The organism is Actibacterium naphthalenivorans, from assembly GCF_014196965.1.
Taxonomy (GTDB): domain Bacteria; phylum Pseudomonadota; class Alphaproteobacteria; order Rhodobacterales; family Rhodobacteraceae; genus Actibacterium_A; species Actibacterium_A naphthalenivorans.
Genome location: NZ_JACIEQ010000001.1, coordinates 214,967 through 232,729, shown reverse-complemented (window position 1 = coordinate 232,729; position 17,763 = coordinate 214,967). Strand labels below are relative to the sequence as shown.

The 17,763-nt window shown below is 65.1% G+C and carries 21 protein-coding genes; 12 read left to right on the top strand and 9 right to left on the bottom strand.

Annotation, left to right across the window (positions count from 1 at the left end; all coding sequences use genetic code 11):
- The 4 genes from GGR17_RS01135 to cobS form a co-directional block, all read right to left on the bottom strand.
- On the bottom strand, positions 1 to 474 hold the full coding sequence (locus tag GGR17_RS01135) for a thermonuclease family protein (RefSeq protein ID WP_054538436.1): 474 nt from the start codon (positions 472 to 474) through the stop codon (positions 1 to 3).
- Complete coding sequence (locus tag GGR17_RS01130) at positions 474 to 713, bottom strand: hypothetical protein (protein WP_157445526.1); 240 nt, start codon at positions 711 to 713, stop codon at positions 474 to 476. The genes GGR17_RS01135 and GGR17_RS01130 overlap by 1 nt, the downstream gene beginning before the upstream one ends.
- Positions 714 to 807: 94 nt before the next feature.
- Positions 808 to 1,233 (bottom strand): hypothetical protein, encoded by a 426-nt coding sequence (locus GGR17_RS01125; protein ID WP_054538438.1) that lies wholly within the window; start codon positions 1,231 to 1,233, stop codon positions 808 to 810.
- Positions 1,234 to 1,345: 112 nt separating this feature from the next.
- Positions 1,346 to 2,332: a cobaltochelatase subunit CobS gene (cobS, locus tag GGR17_RS01120; RefSeq protein ID WP_054538439.1), complete on the bottom strand. Its 987-nt coding sequence runs from the start codon at positions 2,330 to 2,332 to the stop codon at positions 1,346 to 1,348.
- Positions 2,333 to 2,517: 185 nt separating this feature from the next.
- Here cobS and GGR17_RS01115 point away from each other — a divergent pair, with 185 nt between their 5' ends.
- From GGR17_RS01115 to GGR17_RS01100, 4 genes are all read left to right on the top strand, one after another.
- Positions 2,518 to 3,063 (top strand): sigma-70 family RNA polymerase sigma factor, encoded by a 546-nt coding sequence (locus GGR17_RS01115; RefSeq protein ID WP_037208313.1) that lies wholly within the window; start codon positions 2,518 to 2,520, stop codon positions 3,061 to 3,063.
- Positions 3,060 to 3,758 (top strand): anti-sigma factor, encoded by a 699-nt coding sequence (locus tag GGR17_RS01110; protein WP_054538440.1) that lies wholly within the window; start codon positions 3,060 to 3,062, stop codon positions 3,756 to 3,758. Before GGR17_RS01115 ends, GGR17_RS01110 begins: the two co-directional genes overlap by 4 nt.
- 212 nt (positions 3,759 to 3,970) lie before the next feature.
- Positions 3,971 to 4,438 carry a peptide-methionine (R)-S-oxide reductase MsrB gene (gene msrB, locus GGR17_RS01105; RefSeq protein ID WP_054538441.1) on the top strand — a complete coding sequence of 156 codons (468 nt, stop codon included), beginning with the start codon at positions 3,971 to 3,973 and terminating at the stop codon, positions 4,436 to 4,438.
- A gap of 228 nt (positions 4,439 to 4,666) precedes the next feature.
- On the top strand, positions 4,667 to 4,933 hold the full coding sequence (locus tag GGR17_RS01100; RefSeq protein WP_037208307.1) for a hypothetical protein: 267 nt from the start codon (positions 4,667 to 4,669) through the stop codon (positions 4,931 to 4,933).
- A 12-nt stretch (positions 4,934 to 4,945) separates the two neighbouring features.
- Here GGR17_RS01100 and GGR17_RS01095 read toward each other — a convergent pair whose 3' ends face one another.
- The gene (locus GGR17_RS01095; protein WP_037208305.1) at positions 4,946 to 5,578 is read right to left on the bottom strand and encodes a J domain-containing protein; all 633 of its coding nucleotides are present in this window, start codon (positions 5,576 to 5,578) and stop codon (positions 4,946 to 4,948) included.
- A 76-nt stretch (positions 5,579 to 5,654) separates the two neighbouring features.
- Here GGR17_RS01095 and GGR17_RS01090 point away from each other — a divergent pair, with 76 nt between their 5' ends.
- Entirely contained in the window at positions 5,655 to 5,912 is a 258-nt protein-coding gene (locus tag GGR17_RS01090) for a BolA family protein (protein ID WP_054538442.1), read from the top strand.
- Between the two features lie 3 nt (positions 5,913 to 5,915).
- On the opposite strand, the gene GGR17_RS01085 is transcribed toward GGR17_RS01090, so the two are convergent.
- Together GGR17_RS01085 and gatB are read right to left on the bottom strand one after the other, a co-directional pair.
- Positions 5,916 to 6,368 (bottom strand): DUF4177 domain-containing protein, encoded by a 453-nt coding sequence (locus GGR17_RS01085; protein WP_054538443.1) that lies wholly within the window; start codon positions 6,366 to 6,368, stop codon positions 5,916 to 5,918.
- A 125-nt stretch (positions 6,369 to 6,493) separates the two neighbouring features.
- Positions 6,494 to 8,002, bottom strand: coding sequence for an Asp-tRNA(Asn)/Glu-tRNA(Gln) amidotransferase subunit GatB (gatB, locus tag GGR17_RS01080; RefSeq protein WP_054538444.1), 1,509 nt, complete (start codon positions 8,000 to 8,002; stop codon positions 6,494 to 6,496).
- 181 nt (positions 8,003 to 8,183) lie between these two features.
- On the opposite strand from gatB, the gene GGR17_RS01075 reads away from it, so the two are divergent.
- Together GGR17_RS01075 and GGR17_RS01070 are read left to right on the top strand one after the other, a co-directional pair.
- The gene (locus GGR17_RS01075; protein ID WP_054540346.1) at positions 8,184 to 8,798 is read left to right on the top strand and encodes a transglycosylase SLT domain-containing protein; all 615 of its coding nucleotides are present in this window, start codon (positions 8,184 to 8,186) and stop codon (positions 8,796 to 8,798) included.
- Between the two features lie 106 nt (positions 8,799 to 8,904).
- A complete protein-coding gene (locus tag GGR17_RS01070; protein ID WP_054538445.1) occupies positions 8,905 to 9,717 on the top strand; it encodes a transglutaminase-like domain-containing protein in 813 nt (270 codons plus the stop codon).
- 12 nt (positions 9,718 to 9,729) lie between these two features.
- Here the strand turns inward: GGR17_RS01070 and GGR17_RS01065 are convergent, their stop codons facing one another.
- Together GGR17_RS01065 and pepN are read right to left on the bottom strand one after the other, a co-directional pair.
- Positions 9,730 to 10,605, bottom strand: coding sequence for a lysophospholipid acyltransferase family protein (locus GGR17_RS01065; protein ID WP_082386552.1), 876 nt, complete (start codon positions 10,603 to 10,605; stop codon positions 9,730 to 9,732).
- A 112-nt stretch (positions 10,606 to 10,717) separates the two neighbouring features.
- Complete coding sequence (gene pepN, locus GGR17_RS01060; RefSeq protein WP_054538446.1) at positions 10,718 to 13,276, bottom strand: aminopeptidase N; 2,559 nt, start codon at positions 13,274 to 13,276, stop codon at positions 10,718 to 10,720.
- Between the two features lie 118 nt (positions 13,277 to 13,394).
- Here pepN and GGR17_RS01055 point away from each other — a divergent pair, with 118 nt between their 5' ends.
- The 5 genes from GGR17_RS01055 to GGR17_RS01035 all read left to right on the top strand — a co-directional run bounded on the left by GGR17_RS01055 (position 13,395) and on the right by GGR17_RS01035 (position 17,756).
- Positions 13,395 to 13,619 (top strand): hypothetical protein, encoded by a 225-nt coding sequence (locus GGR17_RS01055; protein ID WP_054538447.1) that lies wholly within the window; start codon positions 13,395 to 13,397, stop codon positions 13,617 to 13,619.
- Positions 13,620 to 13,730: 111 nt separating this feature from the next.
- On the top strand, positions 13,731 to 15,878 hold the full coding sequence (locus tag GGR17_RS01050; protein WP_037208293.1) for a malate synthase G: 2,148 nt from the start codon (positions 13,731 to 13,733) through the stop codon (positions 15,876 to 15,878).
- A 29-nt stretch (positions 15,879 to 15,907) separates the two neighbouring features.
- Positions 15,908 to 16,336: a GlcG/HbpS family heme-binding protein gene (locus tag GGR17_RS01045; RefSeq protein ID WP_054538448.1), complete on the top strand. Its 429-nt coding sequence runs from the start codon at positions 15,908 to 15,910 to the stop codon at positions 16,334 to 16,336.
- Between the two features lie 120 nt (positions 16,337 to 16,456).
- Positions 16,457 to 17,233, top strand: a complete 777-nt coding sequence (locus GGR17_RS01040) for a gamma-glutamyl-gamma-aminobutyrate hydrolase family protein (protein WP_054538449.1) — start codon at positions 16,457 to 16,459, stop codon at positions 17,231 to 17,233.
- Between the two features lie 85 nt (positions 17,234 to 17,318).
- A complete protein-coding gene (locus GGR17_RS01035; RefSeq protein WP_054538450.1) occupies positions 17,319 to 17,756 on the top strand; it encodes a c-type cytochrome in 438 nt (145 codons plus the stop codon).
- The last annotated feature ends 7 nt before the right edge of the window (positions 17,757 to 17,763 follow it).

Sequence of the window (17,763 nt, the reverse complement as noted above, 5' to 3'; positions counted from 1 at the left end):
TTATGCCGTCAGCCTTTCGCACCAGTTGATCCTTTTGCCACCGTCATAAGCAACCGCGAGCCCCTGCGCCATCATATCCTGCCCGATGTCGCGCCCATCGACATAGAGCTGCAGCAGCATCCTGCCATACTTGTCGCGCCCGCCACCAGGGGCGACGGAAATCTGCGCGGCCCCGTCGAGCCGCTGGGTCAGGTAGGCGGTTGCCTGCAGCCCGAGCCGCCGCTCCGCCGGGCACGCTGGTCGGTAGGTTTCGGGCGTATCAAAGCCGACAAGCCGGGCGGTGCCGCCCGAACCGTCGGGGCAGGCGATGCCGATGGTATCGCCATCGACAACCCGGTCGATGATACAACCCGGCCCCGACCGGGGAAGGGCAACCGTTCGCGACGGGGGCACGGAGTGGGTGCTGCATCCGGCAAGCAGGCTGGCCGCAACGAGCGCGGCTTTCACGGCGAGGCGACGGCTGGGGAGCGGCATCAGATCGGCCCGGGGGTTTCGGGCCGGGTCCGGGTGAAAGCATCGACGTCCCGGCCCAGCCGGTCGAACATGTCGCGGTTGTCGGTGCAGCCGTCAGCCATGCAATCCTTGTCCATCAACAGCATCAGCTGTTCGGCGATATGGGCGTCGATTGCCGCGGTATCACCGCCGCCACGGGCCGCGAACCGGGCACGGGCGGCGGCCTTTGCCGTGGTGATGCGGATGCAGGGCTGTGTCATCGGGGCCGTGACCTGAGGCTGAGGAACGCCCATCAACCTAGAGCCATTCCCGAGGCTTGGCCATAGGGGGGGCGCGAAAACCCGCCCCTCGGGATCAGTCGCCGGACGCGTTCGGCAGGATCAGCGCATTGCAATCCAGAATGCGCCTGTCGATCATCTGCCGGGCCCGCGCGGCGCGGCCGGCATCGAAGCTGTAATCGGCATCGGCGAGCAGGGTGGCGATCTCGCCCCAGCCGAGAGAGCGCCATTGCGTCGCCTGGGCGGGGGGCATGCCGTAATCGACGGCGTCGGGCAGGGTCGCCTCCAGCAGCAGGTCGAAATCCGCGCGCAGGGCTTCTGTCTTGCCGACATCGGGGCTTTGCGTGGCGCGCTGCCGGGTTTCGAGCGCCGCAAGGCGGCCGGCGCAGGTGGCAAAGAATTCAGCTCGCTGAGACGGAGAACCGGGCAGGGCGAGCGCGGCAGGGGCGGTGAGGATCAACAGCGCCACGCCACGAAGGGTGTTGAGGGCCGGATGTGTCATGTAACAAAGTTATGACGCTTCGATATCGAAAGTCAATACTTTGTATATACACCAGTGGTGCGGACGCGGGCGCCCGCCGCGGCAGGCCTCCGCATGAGGGCCCGCCCGAAGATCAGCCCAAGCTCATGCTGGCGGCGCTTTCCGGCAGTTCCTCGTCAAAGCAGCGCTGATAGAATTCGGCGACCGTCTGCCGCTCCAGCTCGTCGCATTTGTTCAGGAAGGTCAGCCGGAAGGCATAGCCGATATCGCGGAAGATCGTGGCGTTCTGCGCCCAGGCAATAACGGTTCGCGGGCTCATCACCGTGGACAGATCGCCGTTCATGAAGGCGGTGCGTGTCAGATCCGCGACCGTCACCATCTGGCTGACGATCCTGCGGCCCTTTTCGGTGTTGTAGGTGGGGTTCTTGGCCAGAACGATCGCCGATTCCGCGTCATGCGACAGGTAGTTCAGCGTCGCCACCAGCGACCAGCGGTCCATCTGGCCCTGGTTGATCTGCTGGGTGCCGTGATAGAGGCCCGTGGTATCGCCCAGACCCACGGTGTTGGCGGTGGCGAAGATGCGGAAATACTTGTGCGGGGTGATCACCTCGTTCTGGTCGAGCAGGGTCAGCTTGCCGTCGACCTCCAGCACCCGCTGGATCACGAACATCACATCGGCGCGGCCCGCGTCATATTCATCGAACACGATCGCGGTGGGGTTGCGCAGCGACCAGGGCAGGATGCCCTCCTGGAACTCGGTCACCTGCTTGCCGTCTTTCAGCTTGATCGCATCCTTGCCGATCAGGTCGATCCGGCTGATGTGGCTGTCGAGGTTAACGCGCACGGTGGGCCAGTTCAGGCGGCTGGCCACCTGTTCGATATGGGTGGATTTGCCGGTGCCGTGATAGCCTTGGATCATCACCCGGCGATTGTGGGAAAACCCGGCCAGAATCGCCAGCGTGGTGTCGGGATCGAACTTGTAGGTGCTGTCCAGTTCGGGCACCCGGTCGGTGCGGTTGGCAAAGCCCCGGACCACCATATCAGTGTCGATTCCGAAAACTTCGCGAACCGAGATCTCCTCAGAGGGTTTTGCGTCAATGTCCATGGTGCCGTCCGCCATTATCGCCATACCTTTCACACGGGATGTGCACGCGCGCCCGTCCCAGACGATTTAGTGGAACATATCGCCGGGGGGTTCAAGGGGAAGCCCGCCGGCCGCGTCACTTCCCGCGCATGTATCTTTGTCCTTCATTTCGCACCCAGGATGCGTATTCTGCCCACGGCGAACAGGAAAATTACAGGCACATGGCGACGCGGGCAGAGATTGAAGTTCTGATTGCACAGGTGGGCATGCGCGACCGTGCGGCGTTTTCGTCGCTTTATGCGCGCACCTCGGCGAAACTCTTTGGCGTCTGCCTGCGTATCTTGAAGGATCGGGCGGCGGCCGAAGACGCGTTGCAGGAGGTGTTCGTCAAGATCTGGTACAATGCCGACAAGTTCATCGCCGGGGGCTACAGCCCGATGACATGGCTGATCACCATCGCGCGCAACCACGCGATCGACCGGCTGCGCGCGGCCCAGGCCCTGACCCAGGGGATGGGCGCGGAGGCCGATGCGGTGCCCGACGGGGGGCCTGGGCCAGAGGCTCTGGCGGTGGCCGCGTCGCAGCGCGCGGCGATCGACGGGTGTCTGGAAGAGCTGGAGGATGACAAGGCCGATGCGGTGCGCGGCGCCTATCTGGAAGGCTACAGCTATCAGCAGCTTGCCGACCGCAGCGGCGTTCCTGTCAACACGATGCGAACCTGGCTCCGCCGGAGCCTGTTGAAACTGAGGGATTGCCTGACAAGATGACCGACGGGCGACAGATCACCGGAGACGACGCAAGCCGGGCGGCGGAATATGTGCTTGGCCTGATGGGCGCGTTCGAGCGGCGCGCCTTCGAGGCCGAGATGGCCGAGAGCGCGGTGCTGCGCGACGAGGTGCGCGCCTGGGACGAGGATCTGATTTCGCTGGCCCAGGGCTTTGACGAGGTGGCGCCGGGGCCGCATGTGCGGGGCGCGCTGGAGGACCGGCTGTTCGGCCGCGAGGCGCGGCGCGGGATCTGGTCGAGCCTGTCGTTGTGGCGCGGGCTGGCGGGGGCGGCGCTTGTCGGGGCGGCGGCGCTGGCATTTGTACTGATGCGCCCGGTGGTTCTGCTGCCGGCGGGGGATGCGCCGGTGTTCGTCAGCCAGATCGCCACCGAAGACAACGCGCTGCAGATGGCTGCGGTGTTCGATGCCGGGGCGGGTGTGCTTCAGATAAACCGGGTGGCGGGCGCCCCGGCCGAGGGGCGTGTGCTGGAGCTGTGGCTGATCGCGGGTGAAGGCGCGCCGGTGTCGCTTGGGGTGCTGCCCCCCGAACGGCGCGGCCGGATCGCGGTGCCCGAGGCGCTGGCCGATCAGTTCCGCAACGCGGTTATGGCCATCAGCGACGAGCCGCCCGGCGGCTCGCCCACCGGGGCGCCGACCGGGCGGGTTCTGGCGGTCGGCGTGGTTACCGCGCTGTAGAATTTGGAAAAAATTTGACCGGAACGTGAAACTATTTTCGTTCTGGTTCGTATAGTCTTCAACCTGGGGGCTGCGGGGCAGCGTGTGGTGAACCTTGTTCTGGTATCGCCCCGCGCCAATTGCCATCCGGGGCGTGCCGCCTGTTGTGATGTGTCGATGGTTAAATGGTAATACAGGCGGCACGCATAACCGCAGAGCGAGGAGTTCGGGAAATGAACCGTCGTGGATTGCTGAAGGCCACCTGTGCGGCCGCGCTGCTGGCGGGCGTGCCGCGCGCGCTGTTGGCCGCCTCTTTCGAGGTGACGCGCAGCGATGCGGAGTGGCGCGCGATGCTGAGCGATCTGGAATACAGCGTCATGCGCCGGGAGGGCACGGAGCGCCCCTTTACCAGCCCGCTGAACGATGAAAAGCGGGCCGGCCTGTTTCACTGCCGGGGCTGTGACCTGCCACTTTACGACGCGGCCGCGAAATACGACAGCGGCACCGGCTGGCCCAGCTTCTGGCAGGCCTTGCCCGGCGCGGTGCAAACCAAACAGGACCGCAAGTTCCTGATGCTGCGGACCGAGGTGCATTGCCGCCGCTGCGGCAGCCATCTGGGCCATATCTTCGATGACGGGCCGAAGCCGACGGGCAAGCGCCATTGCCTGAACGGGGTCAGCCTGCGGTTCGAGCCGGCCTAGTCAGGCATTTTGTAACGTCACGTCACACTGGCGTCTGCCGCGGGAATTCAGGGGTTTCGGCCCGATCCGCCGTTGATTTTCATATTCCGATACTTAGATTGGCGCGACTTGGCCAAGGCGGGAACCGATATGCGGGTCTCGGCGTTAACCAATGATTGTTGCCGTGAAGGCGGTGTCGGCCCGGAGGGGCCGGAGAGTATATAACTTTCAGTAAAGTGAGTTGCCGGCGTGAAACAGAACAAAGACATCGAGCGGTTGAACATGAACAGCGAATCGATGTGCGACTGTATCTTTCAGGAAATCGTCGATGCGACCGAAGGCTGGCCGCGCGCCGCGCAATACACTTTCGCGGTGCGCCTTGCGTCGCGTCTTGTGGAGCATACCGCTTATGAAGGGGCCGGGTGGTGGTCGAAACATGTGCTGAACGATCTGATCATGGTCGCCGCACAGCTTGACCGGGTCGCCAGTGACGGCGGCACCCTCACAAGCCACTGAGGCGCGTACGCCTCAGTCCTGAAAGCTGCGGCTTTCCTTGATCTGATCCCAGGCCCAGACGACCTCTTGCAGGCGATCCTCGTCGGCACGGTCGCCGCCGTTCATGTCGGGGTGCAGATCCTTGACCAGCGATTTGTACTGTTTGCGGATCTCGGTCTTGGTCCAGTGATCGCGCGCCTCGAGGATATCGAGCGCCTTGCGTTCGGTGGGGGGCAGGCGGCGGGTGCTGCCACCGCCCTTGCCGGGGTTGCGCGTGGCGTTTTCGCCCAGAACCTGATGCGGATCGTCCACGCCCAGCCGGGCCCAGGCGCGCTGTTCCTCTGTCGGTTTCCCGAAGGGCTTGGTTTCGCGTTCCCAGACGCGATCCTTTTCCATCTGGGCTTCCATCTCTTCCTCGGTGGTGCCGTGGAAGAAATTCCATTTCAGATTGTATTCGCGCACGTGATCCTTGCAGAACCACAAATACTGGTCGAGATGGTCGGGGGATTTGGGGGCGCGGTACTGCCCCTGTTCTTCACAGCCCGGATGCTCACACTTCTTGGTCGAGGTCTCGAAAGCCCCCGACATGCCGCGCCTGCCGCGGGTGCGTTTCTTTTTGTCGGACGAAACGGATATATCGAATCCGAACGGATCCCTCTTACTCATGGCCAGCCACCTTTTCGACTCGGACGTAAGAGTTTAGGCATTTGGAGCGAGGAATGAAGGGGGTCAGGAGTGAAAAATGACTGTCACTGACGAGATTAACACAAAGCTGACCGAAGCCTTCGGGCCGAGCCGCCTGCGGGTGGTGGATGAAAGCGATCTGCATGCCGGGCACGCCGGAAATACAGGCGGCGGCGAGAGCCATTTCCGGGTGGAGATCAGCGCGCCCGCCTTCGCCGGCATGAGCCGGATCGCGCGGCATCGTGCGGTGCATGCCGCGCTGGGCGCCGATCTTGTGGGCCGCATCCATGCGCTGGCCCTGCATATCGAGGGGTAGCGCCTATTCGGCGGCCACGTCGCCGGTTTTCTTTTCCGGGTCTTCGGTCAGCCGCGCCGGGCCAAGCAGCGGCGCGCGGCCTTCGGGGCGTGTCGTAAGGGCCGGCGGCGCCTTGCCCTCGGGCGCGTCGGCGGTCAGCGAGGCGGCGGCGCGGGCGGCGATCTCTTCGGGGGTCTTGGGGGCTTCCTCTGCCTGTGGCATCGGGGCCGGGGCCGCCTGTTCGGGCAGGGCGCGGCGGAAGATCAACATGTTCTGGAACGTCGTGGTCTTGCCGGTCAGGCCCTGCCGCTCTTCGCAGGGCAGGGTATCGGCGCGCTGATATTCCCAGCCGTCGCGGCCCAGATCGTTCATCAGGGTTGCCAGCACATGGGCGAACCGTTCCTGCGTGGTTTTCACGCCCTTGATTTTCTGGCCCCGGGTGGGGGCCGGAACGACCTTGTACTCAAATTTAGGCATCCGCCTCACATCCCCGTATTCAACGCATGACAAATTAACGCTTCTGGTGGCCGGAGTCCAAGCCCGGCGCGAATTTTCCGCCCGGCGCGGCGGTCAGGCCACAGGCCCGGCCGGCCCGAAACCGGCTAGCCCAGCTTTTTCGCGACGATCTCGTTCACCGCCTTGGGGTTGGCCTTGCCGCCGGTGGCCTTCATCACCTGTCCCACGAACCAGCCGGCCAGCTTGGGGTTCTGGCGGGCCTTTTCGACCTGCGCGGGGTTGTCGGCGATCACCTTGTCCACGGCGGCCTCGATCGCGCCGGTGTCGGTGACCTGTTTCATGCCGCGCTCTTCGACGATCTGCGCCGGATCGCCGCCGGTGGTATAGACGATCTCGAACAGGTCCTTGGCGATCTTGCCGGAAATGTCGCCCTTGGAGATCAGATCGAGGATGCCGCCAAGCTGCGCCGGGCTGACAGGGCTTTCGGTGATGTCATGCTCTTCCTTCTTCAGCCGGCCGAACAGCTCGTTGATCACCCAGTTGGCGGCCAGCTTGCCGTCGCGGCCTTCGGCCACCGCCTCGAAATAGGCGGCATTCTCGGCCTCGGCGGTCAGCACGCTCGCGTCATATTCCGTCAGCCCGAATTCCAGCACGAACCGCGCCCTCTTTTCATCGGGCAGTTCGGGCAGGCCGGCGGCGATGTCATCCACCCATGCCTGTTCGATCTCCAGCGGCAGCAGATCGGGGTCGGGGAAGTAGCGGTAATCATGCGCCTCTTCCTTGGACCGCATCGAACGCGTCTCGCCCTTGTCGGGATCGTAGAGCCGGGTTTCCTGCACCACCGCGCCGCCATCTTCCAGAATCGCGATCTGGCGCCGGGCCTCGTGTTCGATCGCCTGCTGGATGAAGCGCATGGAGTTCATGTTCTTGATCTCGCAGCGCGTGCCCAGATGGCCGAAATCCTGGGTTTCCTGATATTTTTCGTAATCGCCGGGGCGGCAGACGCTGACGTTCACATCGGCGCGCAGGTTGCCGTTCTGCATGTTGCCGTCGCAGGTGCCCAGATAGCGCAGGATCTGGCGGATCTTGGCGACATAGGCCGCGGCCTCCTCGGGGCCTCGGATGTCGGGGCGGCTGACGATCTCCATCAGCGCCACGCCGGTGCGGTTGAGATCGACGAAAGACATGTTCGGGTCCATGTCATGGATCGACTTGCCGGCGTCCTGCTCCAGGTGGATCCGTTCGATGCGCACCTTGCGGGCCACGCCGGGGCCCATGTTCACGAGCACCTCGCCCTCGCCCACGATCGGGTGGTAGAGCTGCGAAATCTGATAGCCCTGCGGCAGGTCGGGATAGAAATAGTTCTTGCGGTCGAAGGCCGACATCAGGTTGATCTGCGCCTTCAGCCCCAGCCCGGTGCGCACCGCCTGGGCCACACAGAATTCGTTGATCACCGGAAGCATGCCCGGCATTGCCGCGTCCACAAAGGACACGTTGGAATTGGGCTCGGCGCCGAATTGCGTCGAGGCGCCGGAAAACAGCTTGGCCTTGCTCGCGACCTGCGCGTGAATCTCGAGGCCGATCACAAGCTCCCAGTCGTGCTTTGCGCCGGCAATGACTTTGGGTTCGGGGGCGGTATAGCTGAGGTCGAGCATCTTTGGGCGTCCTGTCAGGGGTCACGGGGGCGTTCTAAGGCAGAAGCCCCGAGAGGGGCAAGGGGCAGCGGCCGTTGGCGGGGTTTCGCCGCCCTGTGCGCGCATGCATTGCACGGCGGCCGGTTTCGCCGCATTCTGTGCGCTGCGGGCGGTGTCGGCCCGTTTTACTTCGGGCCGCATCATGAAACATTTCGTCCTGTCCGCGCTGATCCTGCTTCTTCCCATGGGGTGCGGCCTGCCGGGGGGCGGCGAGCCCGCGACGATGAGCACATCCTCGCCGGTGCTGCCGGTGATGCGCTGGGATGATCAGCGCCCGCCGGATCAGGCGCGGAACTGGACATACGCCTCGCTTGCCGCGCTGCAGACCCATGGCGCCGGTCTGGCGGCGATCGTTCCGGCCGATATCGAAACCTATTGCCCCGGCTACCCGACCGCGTCGCCCGCCGACAGGCGCGCGTTCTGGGCCGGGCTGTTTTCGGCGCTGGCCAAGCACGAAAGCACCTGGAACCCCGGGGCGGTGGGCGGCGGCGGCCAGTGGTTCGGGCTGGTGCAGATCTCGCCCGCCACCGCGCGCGGCTACGGCTGCTCGGCGCAGACGGCCGAGGCGCTGAAGGATGGCGCGGCCAACCTGTCTTGCGCGATCCGCATCGCCGCGCGCACGGTGATGCGCGACGGCGTCGTGTCTGCCGGGGGGCGGGGTATCGCCGCCGACTGGGGGCCGTTCCACAATGCCGCGAAACGCGCCGAGATGGCGCGCTGGACCGGCGCGCAGGCTTATTGCCGCAACCGCGAATAGGTTTGACTGGCGCGGCGAACGGGTGCAGGCTGTTTGCATCGGGCCGCGCGCCGGGGGCATTCGGGTGTTGCGGTATTTTCCAGCAAAATGAAAAGGATTCAGGATATTGCGCATTCATCTTGGCTGTCAGATGACCTACGATCTGCCGCAGCCGACGCCGATGATCGTTCTGCTGAATGTGCATTATTCCCGCGCGGGAGATCTGGAGCGCCCCGATTGGCTGGTGACCTCTCCCGCGGTGCCGGTTCAGGCATACCGCGACGGGTTCGGCAACTGGTGCAACCGGCTGACCGCGCCGCCGGGGCGGATCACGCTGCGCACTGACGGGGTGATCCGCGATGAAGGGCTGCCGGACCCGGTGAAGCTCGACGCCTGGCAGCACCCGGTGGAAGAATTGCCCAGCGAGACGCTGCAATATCTGCTGGGCAGCCGCTATTGCGAAACCGATGTTCTGTCGGAGGTGGCCTGGGCCCTGTTCGGCGCGACGCCGCTGGGATGGGGGCGGGTGCAGGCGGTCTGCGATTTCGTCAACCGGCACGTGCGCTTCGGCTATGAGCATTCCAGCCCCTTCAGAACCGCCGCCGGCACCTATGCCGAACAGCGCGGCGTGTGCCGGGATTTCACCCATCTGGCGATTGCCTTCTGCCGCTGCCTGAACATCCCGGCGCGCTATTGCACCGGCTATGTCAGCGATATCCGCCAGCCGCCGCCCTATGCGCCGATGGATTTCGCGGCCTGGATGGAGGTTTACCTGTCTGGCCGGTGGTGGACCTTCGATCCGCGCAACAATGACACGCGTTTCGGGCGGGTGCTGATCGCGCAGGGGCGGGACGCGGCCGATGTGCCGCTGACCCATAGTTTCGGCACACATCAGCTTGCCGATTTCCAGGTGTGGATCAGCGAACTTCCGCCGGAATAGGGCGCGAGACGCTCAGCCCGACAGAACCGTGCGCGCCCAGCTCGGCCGCCGCGTGCTGTCGACCAGGCTGACCGTGGGCGCGTGCCGCCCGCCAAGGGCCAGCGTGGCCTGGCGCAGCATGTCGATACCCGCGTCCGATTTCACCGGCAGGGCCCCGGGCGAAATCGGCTGGCCCACCGTCATCCGGTAGGGCTGGCTGCCCTTGTTGAGCGTTTCGTGAAACAGGGTGATGTCGCGCAGGGTGGGGTGGATCAGGTCGAACAGGTAGAACAGCACCGAATTGCGCGCCCGGATGTTGATCGGGATCACCGGCAGATCGAACTTGCGCGCGATCATCGCGGCAGAGGCCATCCACGGCCGTTCATGCAGCTTCAGCCCGCGCCGCTTGGCCAGACGCCCAGACGGGAAGATCACGCCGACGCGCCCCTCGTCGATCGCCTTGCGGGTATAGGCCATGGTTTCGCGGGTCTTGCCGTGGCTGCGCTTTTCCTCGCGCCATTCCACCGGGGCGATGATCGTTTCCATCTGGGGGAGAACCCGCAGGATGTCGCAATTGGCATAGAAGAACAGATCGGGCCGAATCGGGGCCAGCAGGCTCCACAGCATGATGCCGTCGGCGATGCCGGTGGGGTGGTTGGCCACCACCAGCGCGGGGCCCGAACGGGGGATGTTTTCCAGCCCCGTCGCCTCGACATCCAGGGCCAGAAGCCGCGCCATTTCATCCATGATGACAGGCGAGGGGTGATGCTGAAGCGCCTCGCCCAGGGCAACGGTTCTGGGGTAGCCCAGAAGCCTTGTCAGCACATCCCGTGAAGGTGCGCTCCACGGATGCTGCGCGAAAAGCCAGGGCGCGCGTTCTTCTATAAGTGGATCTATTCTTTCCCGCATGAGCCTTGTCACCACAAAGGTGCGAAATTTATGTGACACCCCACCACATAGCCTACACGGCGCTCCGCGCCAATGGCGTTGCACGAAAAGCCGGCGGTTTCGTGCCGCGGTGTCATCCCTTCGCCCCCAGCATCCGGCCCACCATCTCGCCCATGTCGCGCGACAGCCCGTCGCGCGCGGCGATGCGCTCCAGCGCGCCCCGCATCAGCGCCTGGCGGTCGGCGTCATAGCGCGCCCAGGTCTCGAATGCGGTCGACATGCGGGCGGCGGTCTGCGGGTTGATCGCGTCGAGCCGGATCAACCAGTCGGCGACCAGATCGTAAGACGCGCCCGAAGGATCGTGAAACCCGGCCGCGTTGGTGGCCAGCGCGCCGATCACCGCGCGAAAGCGGTTGGGGTTCTTCCAGTCGAAATCCGGGTGCTCGGTCAGCGATCTGGCGACCGAGGCCGCCTTGTGCGGCGCGGCCAGCCCGGCCTGAAGCGCGAACCATTTGTCCATCACCAGACGATCCGCCGACCACTGCCGGAAAAATCCCGCGACCTCGGCCGCGCCTTCGCCGATCTCGAGCAGGCAGGACAGCGCGCCAAGCTGATCGGTCATGTTGTCGGCTTCCGCATAGCGGGCCGCCGCCAGCGCGCCGCCGTCCAGCCGCGACAGGTAGCCAAGCGCCGCCTGGCGCAGCGCCCGGCGGCCGGCGTTGCGCGCATCCGGCGCGTAGGGGCCGGGGCAGGCCATCGCATCGTGGAGCCGTGGCAAGAGATCCGACAGGTGCCGCGCGACCGCGGTTTTCAGCTTTTCGCAGGCGGCGTGAATCGCCAGCGGATCGGGGGTGATGCCGCTGTCGAACAGCGATTGCGCCATGTCATCCTCGGACGGCAGGCGCAGCGCCAGCGCGCGGAACGCGGGGTCCAGCGCATCGTCGCCGGCCATGGCGCGCAGCGCGTCCAGATAGGCCGGGCCGGGGGCGGCGCCATCGGCCACCATGCGCATCAGCACATCTTTGGCGAGGGTGCGGCCGGCCTCCCACTTGTTGAACGGGTCGGTGTCATGTGCCAGCAGGAAGGCGCGTTCTTCGGCGGTGGTGTCGCGCTGCACGATCACCGGCGCCGAAAACCCGCGCAGCAGCGAGGGAACGGGCCGGGTGGAGAGCCCCTCGAAGCTGAAGCTCTGCTCGGCCTCCGTCATTTCCAGCATGGTGGTCGGCAGCACTTCGTCGCCATTGGGGTTCAGCAGGCCCACGGCGATGGGGATCACCTGCGGCGCCTTTTCCGGCTGGCTGGGCGTTGGTGGTGTTTCCTGTTTGAAATGAAGCGTATACCGCCCGTCGTTGAAGTCATCCGTGAACGTCAGGCGCGGGGTGCCCGATTGAGAGTACCAGCGCTTGAACTGGCTCAGATCGCGGCCGGTGGCATCCTCGAACACCTTCAGCCAATCCTCGATCGTGGCGGCATCGCCATCGTGCCGTTCGAAATAGAGATCGAGCGCGCGGGCATAGCCATCGTCGCCGACCAGCCGCTTGAGCATCCCGATCAGCTCGGCGCCTTTTTCGTAAACGGTGGCGGTGTAGAAATTGTTGATCTCGACATAGCGCTCGGGGCGCACCGGATGGGCCAGCGGGCCGTTATCCTCGCGGAACTGGCGGGCGCGCAGCATCAGCACATCCTCGATCCGCTTCACCGCGTGCGATCGCATGTCGCCCGAGAATTGCTGATCGCGGAACACGGTCAGCCCTTCCTTGAGGCAAAGCTGGAACCAGTCGCGGCAGGTGATGCGGTTGCCTGTCCAGTTGTGGAAGTATTCATGGGCGATGATCGCCTCGATCCGGGCGAAATCGTCGTCGGTGGCGGTTTCGGGGCTGGCGAGCACGTATTTGGAGTTGAAGATGTTCAGCCCCTTGTTCTCCATCGCGCCCATGTTGAAATCATCGACGGCGACGATGTTGAACACGTCGAGATCATATTCCCGCCCGTAGACCTGCTCGTCCCAGACCATCGAGCGTTTCAGCGCATCCAGTGCATAGGCGCATTTATCCTCATCCCCCGGCCGAACCCAGATGTTCAGCATCACGTTCTTGCCGGAAGCTGTTGTGAAAACGTCGGATTTCGAGACGAGATCACCGGCCACGAGCGCGAAGAGATAGGCCGGTTTCGGCCACGGATCGTGCCATTCCGCCCAGCCTTCGCCGCGTGCCTCCGGGTTGCCGTTGGACAACAGCACCGGCGCCGCGCCCTCGATCCGCACATCGAACGGGGCCATCACGTCGGGGCGGTCGGGGTAGAAGGTGATTTTGCGGAACCCCTCGGCCTCGCATTGCGTGCAATACATGCCGTTCGACATGTAAAGCCCTTCCAGCGCGGTATTTTCTTCCGGCGCGATCTCGACCTCGGCCTCCCAGGTGAAGGGGCCGTCGGGGACAGCGCAGGTCAGCCCGGTATCGGTGATCTCGGGGCTGACAGGGGCGCCATTGATCCGCGCGCCGATCAGGCGAAGCTGTTCGCCGTGCAGGAAGAACCGGCGATCGGTGGCCGCGGGGTTCGGGCGAAAGGCGATTTTCGACAGCACGCGCGTGGCGGTGGGATGCAGGCGGAACGTCAGCGCCACCTGATCGATCAGAAACGCCGGGGGGGTGTAATCCGACAGGTGAACCGCCTGCGCGCTGGTATTCTTCATCACATGCTCCGGGAAAAGGGGAACTTCAGGTCTGTTCAGACGTTAGGGTTCCGTGCGGCGGGGTTCAACCGCCAGCAGAATTGTCTTTTGTCCGCCTTGCGGGAAGGAGGAGCATTCCATGTCCGCGCCTCAGACCGACGTCGAAACCCAGAAAAAGCGCCACCGTATCGCCCTGTGGGGCAGCGTGCTTACCGCCCTGTTCGGGTTTGTTCTTATCATGTGGTGGGTCATCGAAGAGGCCGCCAGCGTCGATAGCCCCGAGGGGGCCGATGTGCGCATCGACGGGCGCACCGGCGAAGAGATCCAGGCCGATGAACCGGCCCCGGTTGAAGAGCCGCAGTAACGCCCCCGAAATTGGTAAGTTGTTTTTACCGGACTGGTTGCCTATCGCAAACAAGTTTCCTAAGCGTAGTTCTCAGCGGGCCGGCGTGACCGGCGATACGGAGGATCACGGATGGAAATGCGCAGCGAACGCGACGGCCTTCAGGTGGATGCCGCTCTTGCACGGTTTGTCGAGGAGCAGGCGCTGCCGGGCACCGGCGTATCGGGCGCGGTGTTCTGGAGGGAACTGTCGGCGCTGATCCACGACCTGGGGCCGGAAAACCGCGCCCTGCTGGAGCGCCGCGAAGATCTGCAGGAACAGATCGACGCCTGGCATACCGCCCGTGCGGGCCAGCCGCACGACCATGCCGCCTATACGACCTTTTTGCGCCAGATCGGATATCTGTTGCCCGAGGGCCCTGATTTCACGCTGGAGACCGGCCCCACAGACCCCGAGATCGCCCGGCAGCCCGGGCCGCAACTCGTGGTGCCGATCATGAATGCACGCTACGCGTTGAACGCGGCCAATGCGCGCTGGGGCTCGCTCTATGATGCGCTTTACGGCACCGATGCGCTGGGCGATCTGCCTGCGGGCGGCGGCTATGACCCGGCGCGGGGCGCGCGGGTGGTGGCCTGGGCCAAGGCGTTTCTGGACGAGGCCGTGCCGCTGAGCGGGGCAAGCTGGGCCGATGTCACGGCGCTGTCGGTGGGGGATGGCGCGCTGAAGGGCGCCGCGCTGGCCGATCCGTTGCAGTTTGCGGGCCATATCGGTGACGCCGCCGCGCCCGACGAGGTGATCCTGCAAAACAACAACCTGCATATCCGCATCGTGATCGACCCGTCCACCCCGGTGGGCAAGACCGACCCGGCCGGGATCAGTGATGTGATCCTGGAGGCGGCGCTGTCGTCTATCATGGATTGCGAAGACAGCGTGGCCGCCGTCGACGGGGAGGACAAGGCGCTGGCCTATCGCAACTGGCTGGGCCTGATGAAGGGCGATCTGACCGAGCAGGTGGCCAAGGGCGGCGGCACCATCACCCGCCGGCTGAACGGCGATGTGGCCTTCACCGCGCCCGATGGCGGCCCGGCCACGCTGAAGGGCCGCGCGCTGATGCTGGTGCGCAACGTGGGGCATCTGATGACCACGCCCGCGATTCTGGATCGCGACGGCAACGAGGCCTTCGAGGGGCTGATGGATGCGATGATGACCACGCTCATCGCCATGCACGATCTGCAAAAGGCGGGCGGTGCGCGCAATTCCGTCACCGGGTCGGTTTATGTGGTCAAGCCCAAGATGCACGGGCCCGAAGAGGTCGCCTTTGCCGACCGTATCTTTACCCGTGTCGAGGCCGCGCTGGGCCTGCCGCGCTATACCGTGAAGCTGGGCATCATGGATGAGGAGCGGCGCACCAGTGCCAACCTCAAGGAATGCATCCGTGCCGCCAGACACCGGGTGGCCTTCATCAACACCGGTTTCCTCGACCGGACCGGCGACGAGATCCACACCTCGATGGAGGCCGGGCCGATGGTGCCCAAGGGCGAGATGAAATCGCAGCCATGGATCAGCTCTTACGAAGATCGCAATGTGGATATCGGGCTGGCCTGCGGGCTGAAGGGGCGGGCGCAGATCGGCAAGGGGATGTGGGCCATGCCCGATCTGATGGCCGACATGCTGGCCGCCAAGATCGGCCATCCGATGGCGGGGGCCACCTGCGCCTGGGTGCCCAGCCCGACGGCGGCGACGCTGCACGCCACCCATTACCACAAGGTCAACGTCCTTGCCCGGCAGGACGAGATCGCCGCCGGCGGGCCGCGCGGCACGCTGGACGATCTGCTGACCCTGCCCCTGGCCGAGGGCCGCAACTGGAGCGATGACGAATTGCGCGCCGAGATCGAGAATAACGCGCAGGGCATTCTGGGCTATGTCGTGCGCTGGGTCGATCAGGGGGTGGGCTGTTCCAAGGTGCCCGATATCCACGACGTGGGCCTGATGGAAGACCGCGCCACCTGCCGCATTTCCAGCCAGGCGCTGGCGAACTGGCTGCATCACGATGTGATCAGCGCCCCGCAGGTGATGGAGGCCATGCACAAGATGGCCGAGGTGGTGGATCGGCAGAACGCGGGTGATCCGGCCTATGTGCCGATGGCGCCGGGGTTTGATGGCGTCGCGTTTCAGGCGGCCTGCGATCTGGTGTTCCGGGGGCGGGTGCAGCCCTCCGGCTATACCGAACCGGTGCTGCACACGCGCCGCCTGCAGCTCAAATCCAGCCGCCGCACCTGAATTTCCGCAAACCGAAAGGAACATCCGACATGGCATCCGTTACCCTGCGCAAAGCCCGCACCATCATCCGCAAAACGCTCGAGAAGGGCCGCGAGATGGCGCTGAAACCGCTATCGGTCGTCGTGCTGGATGCGGGGGGCCATGTCATCGCCTTCGAACGCGAGGATGGCGCCAGCCCCGGCCGGTTCGTGATCGCCGAGGGCAAGGCCTTTGGCGCGGTGATGCTGGGCATGGGCGGCAAGGCGCAGATGGCGCGGGCCGAACAGCAGGCCTATTTCATGGCGGCGGTCAACGGTGCCTATGGCGGCAAGGTGGTGCCGGTGCCCGGCGGCATTCTGCTGCGCGATGGCAAGGGCGCCGTCGTCGGCGCCGTGGGGGTCACCGGCGACACGTCGGACAATGACACGATCGCCGGTCTGGCCGGCATCGCCGCCGCGGGTCTGGAGGGCGACGCCTGAGCGGCGCGCGCTGATCAAAAAACAGGCAGGTGCCCCTGCACAAGTCATGTGCGGCGCGGTGCCTCTTCACCCCGGCCCGTGATCGCTATATTGTTGTGGCAACGGGATAAGAGGACGAATATGGCGCGCCCCATTGTCGGCATCATCGGAAACCAGCATCTGATCAATGACAGCTACGAGGTTCACGCCGGCGGCGCGATGAATTCCGAGGCTGTGGCCGAAGTTTCGGGTGCGATGCCGCTGCTTATCCCCGCCGACCCGCGCTTTGTCACCGTGGCGGAGTTGTTGGAAACCTGCGACGGGTTCCTTTTCACCGGCGGCCGGCCCAACGTCCACCCCGAGGAATATGGCGAAGACCCGACCGAGGCGCATGGCGCCTTTGATCGTGCCCGCGATTCGATCGCGCTGCCGCTGATCCGGGCGCTGGTGGAGCGGGGCCAACCGCTTCTGGGTATCTGCCGCGGGTTTCAGGAGGTCAACGTGGCCATGGGCGGCACGCTCTACCCCGAAATCCGCGAGTTGCCGGGCCGGATGAACCACCGGATGCCCCCGGATGGCACGGTGGAAGAGAAATTCGCCCTCCGCCACATGGTACGGTTTTCCGAGGGCGGCCCCTTTGCCCGCCTGTTCGGCGCGACCGAGGTGATGACCAACACGCTGCACGGGCAGGGGATCAAGACCCCCGGCGCGCGGATCGTGGTGGATGGCTATGCGCCCGATGGCACGCCCGAAGCGATCTATGTGAAAGACGCGCCCGGCTTTACCATGTCGGTGCAGTGGCACCCGGAATATAACGCGGCCTGCGATCCGGTCTCGCGCCCGTTGTTCGAGGCGTTTGGCGAGGCGGTGCGGCAATGGGCGGAATGCCGGCGTGCGCCGGTTCTGAAAACCGCCTGAGCGGGCGGGCGGGTTCACCTTTCCGTGACTTGACCTTACCTTTACTGGAACCTTTAGGGTCTTCCCGGCGTAAAGGGAGGGTTTCATGAACGCGAAACTTGTTGCGGCGGCTGTTGCCGTCATCGCGCTGGGCGGGCTTGGCGCCTACGGAATTTTCGCGGGGCAGGGCGTTGCCGCGCCAACGGCGCAGGCCGCCGCAGGGCGCGCGATGGTCGAGGTTGCCCTTCCCGCACAGTTGAGCGCCACGGCGAAGCTGGGTGAAACCGCGTTCAATGCCAGATGCGCAAGCTGCCACGGGGTGAACGCCGCCGGGCGGGCGGGGGTTGCCCCGCCGCTGATCCACAAGATCTATGAACCCGGTCATCACGGTGACATGTCATTCCTGATGGCCGCCCGCAACGGCGCGCGGGCGCATCACTGGCGCTTTGGCGACATGCCCCCGGTGCCGGGCCTGACCGACGCCGAGATCGGCGCCATCATCACCTATGTGCGCGAAGTGCAGCGGGCGAACGGGATCTACTGACAGGCGC

Bases quoted from the DNA above. Each gene is read 5' to 3' on its own strand.
- GGR17_RS01095 (WP_037208305.1), bottom strand. From the start codon at position 5,578: ATGAGTAAGAGGGATCCGTTCGGATTCGATATATCCGTTTCGTCCGAC.
- GGR17_RS01075 (WP_054540346.1), top strand. From the start codon at position 8,184: ATGAAACATTTCGTCCTGTCCGCGCTGATCCTGCTTCTTCCCATGGGG.
- GGR17_RS01085 (WP_054538443.1), bottom strand. From the start codon at position 6,368: ATGCCTAAATTTGAGTACAAGGTCGTTCCGGCCCCCACCCGGGGCCAG.
- GGR17_RS01065 (WP_082386552.1), bottom strand. From the start codon at position 10,605: ATGCGGGAAAGAATAGATCCACTTATAGAAGAACGCGCGCCCTGGCTT.
- GGR17_RS01050 (WP_037208293.1), top strand. From the start codon at position 13,731: ATGGAAATGCGCAGCGAACGCGACGGCCTTCAGGTGGATGCCGCTCTT.
- GGR17_RS01055 (WP_054538447.1), top strand. From the start codon at position 13,395: ATGTCCGCGCCTCAGACCGACGTCGAAACCCAGAAAAAGCGCCACCGT.
- GGR17_RS01135 (WP_054538436.1), bottom strand. From the start codon at position 474: ATGCCGCTCCCCAGCCGTCGCCTCGCCGTGAAAGCCGCGCTCGTTGCG.
- GGR17_RS01110 (WP_054538440.1), top strand. From the start codon at position 3,060: ATGACCGACGGGCGACAGATCACCGGAGACGACGCAAGCCGGGCGGCG.
- GGR17_RS01045 (WP_054538448.1), top strand. From the start codon at position 15,908: ATGGCATCCGTTACCCTGCGCAAAGCCCGCACCATCATCCGCAAAACG.
- pepN (WP_054538446.1), bottom strand. From the start codon at position 13,276: ATGAAGAATACCAGCGCGCAGGCGGTTCACCTGTCGGATTACACCCCC.
- gatB (WP_054538444.1), bottom strand. From the start codon at position 8,002: ATGCTCGACCTCAGCTATACCGCCCCCGAACCCAAAGTCATTGCCGGC.
- GGR17_RS01035 (WP_054538450.1), top strand. From the start codon at position 17,319: ATGAACGCGAAACTTGTTGCGGCGGCTGTTGCCGTCATCGCGCTGGGC.
- msrB (WP_054538441.1), top strand. From the start codon at position 3,971: ATGAACCGTCGTGGATTGCTGAAGGCCACCTGTGCGGCCGCGCTGCTG.
- cobS (WP_054538439.1), bottom strand. From the start codon at position 2,332: ATGGCGGACGGCACCATGGACATTGACGCAAAACCCTCTGAGGAGATC.
- GGR17_RS01090 (WP_054538442.1), top strand. From the start codon at position 5,655: ATGACTGTCACTGACGAGATTAACACAAAGCTGACCGAAGCCTTCGGG.
- GGR17_RS01130 (WP_157445526.1), bottom strand. From the start codon at position 713: ATGACACAGCCCTGCATCCGCATCACCACGGCAAAGGCCGCCGCCCGT.
- GGR17_RS01040 (WP_054538449.1), top strand. From the start codon at position 16,457: ATGGCGCGCCCCATTGTCGGCATCATCGGAAACCAGCATCTGATCAAT.
- GGR17_RS01115 (WP_037208313.1), top strand. From the start codon at position 2,518: ATGGCGACGCGGGCAGAGATTGAAGTTCTGATTGCACAGGTGGGCATG.
- GGR17_RS01125 (WP_054538438.1), bottom strand. From the start codon at position 1,233: ATGACACATCCGGCCCTCAACACCCTTCGTGGCGTGGCGCTGTTGATC.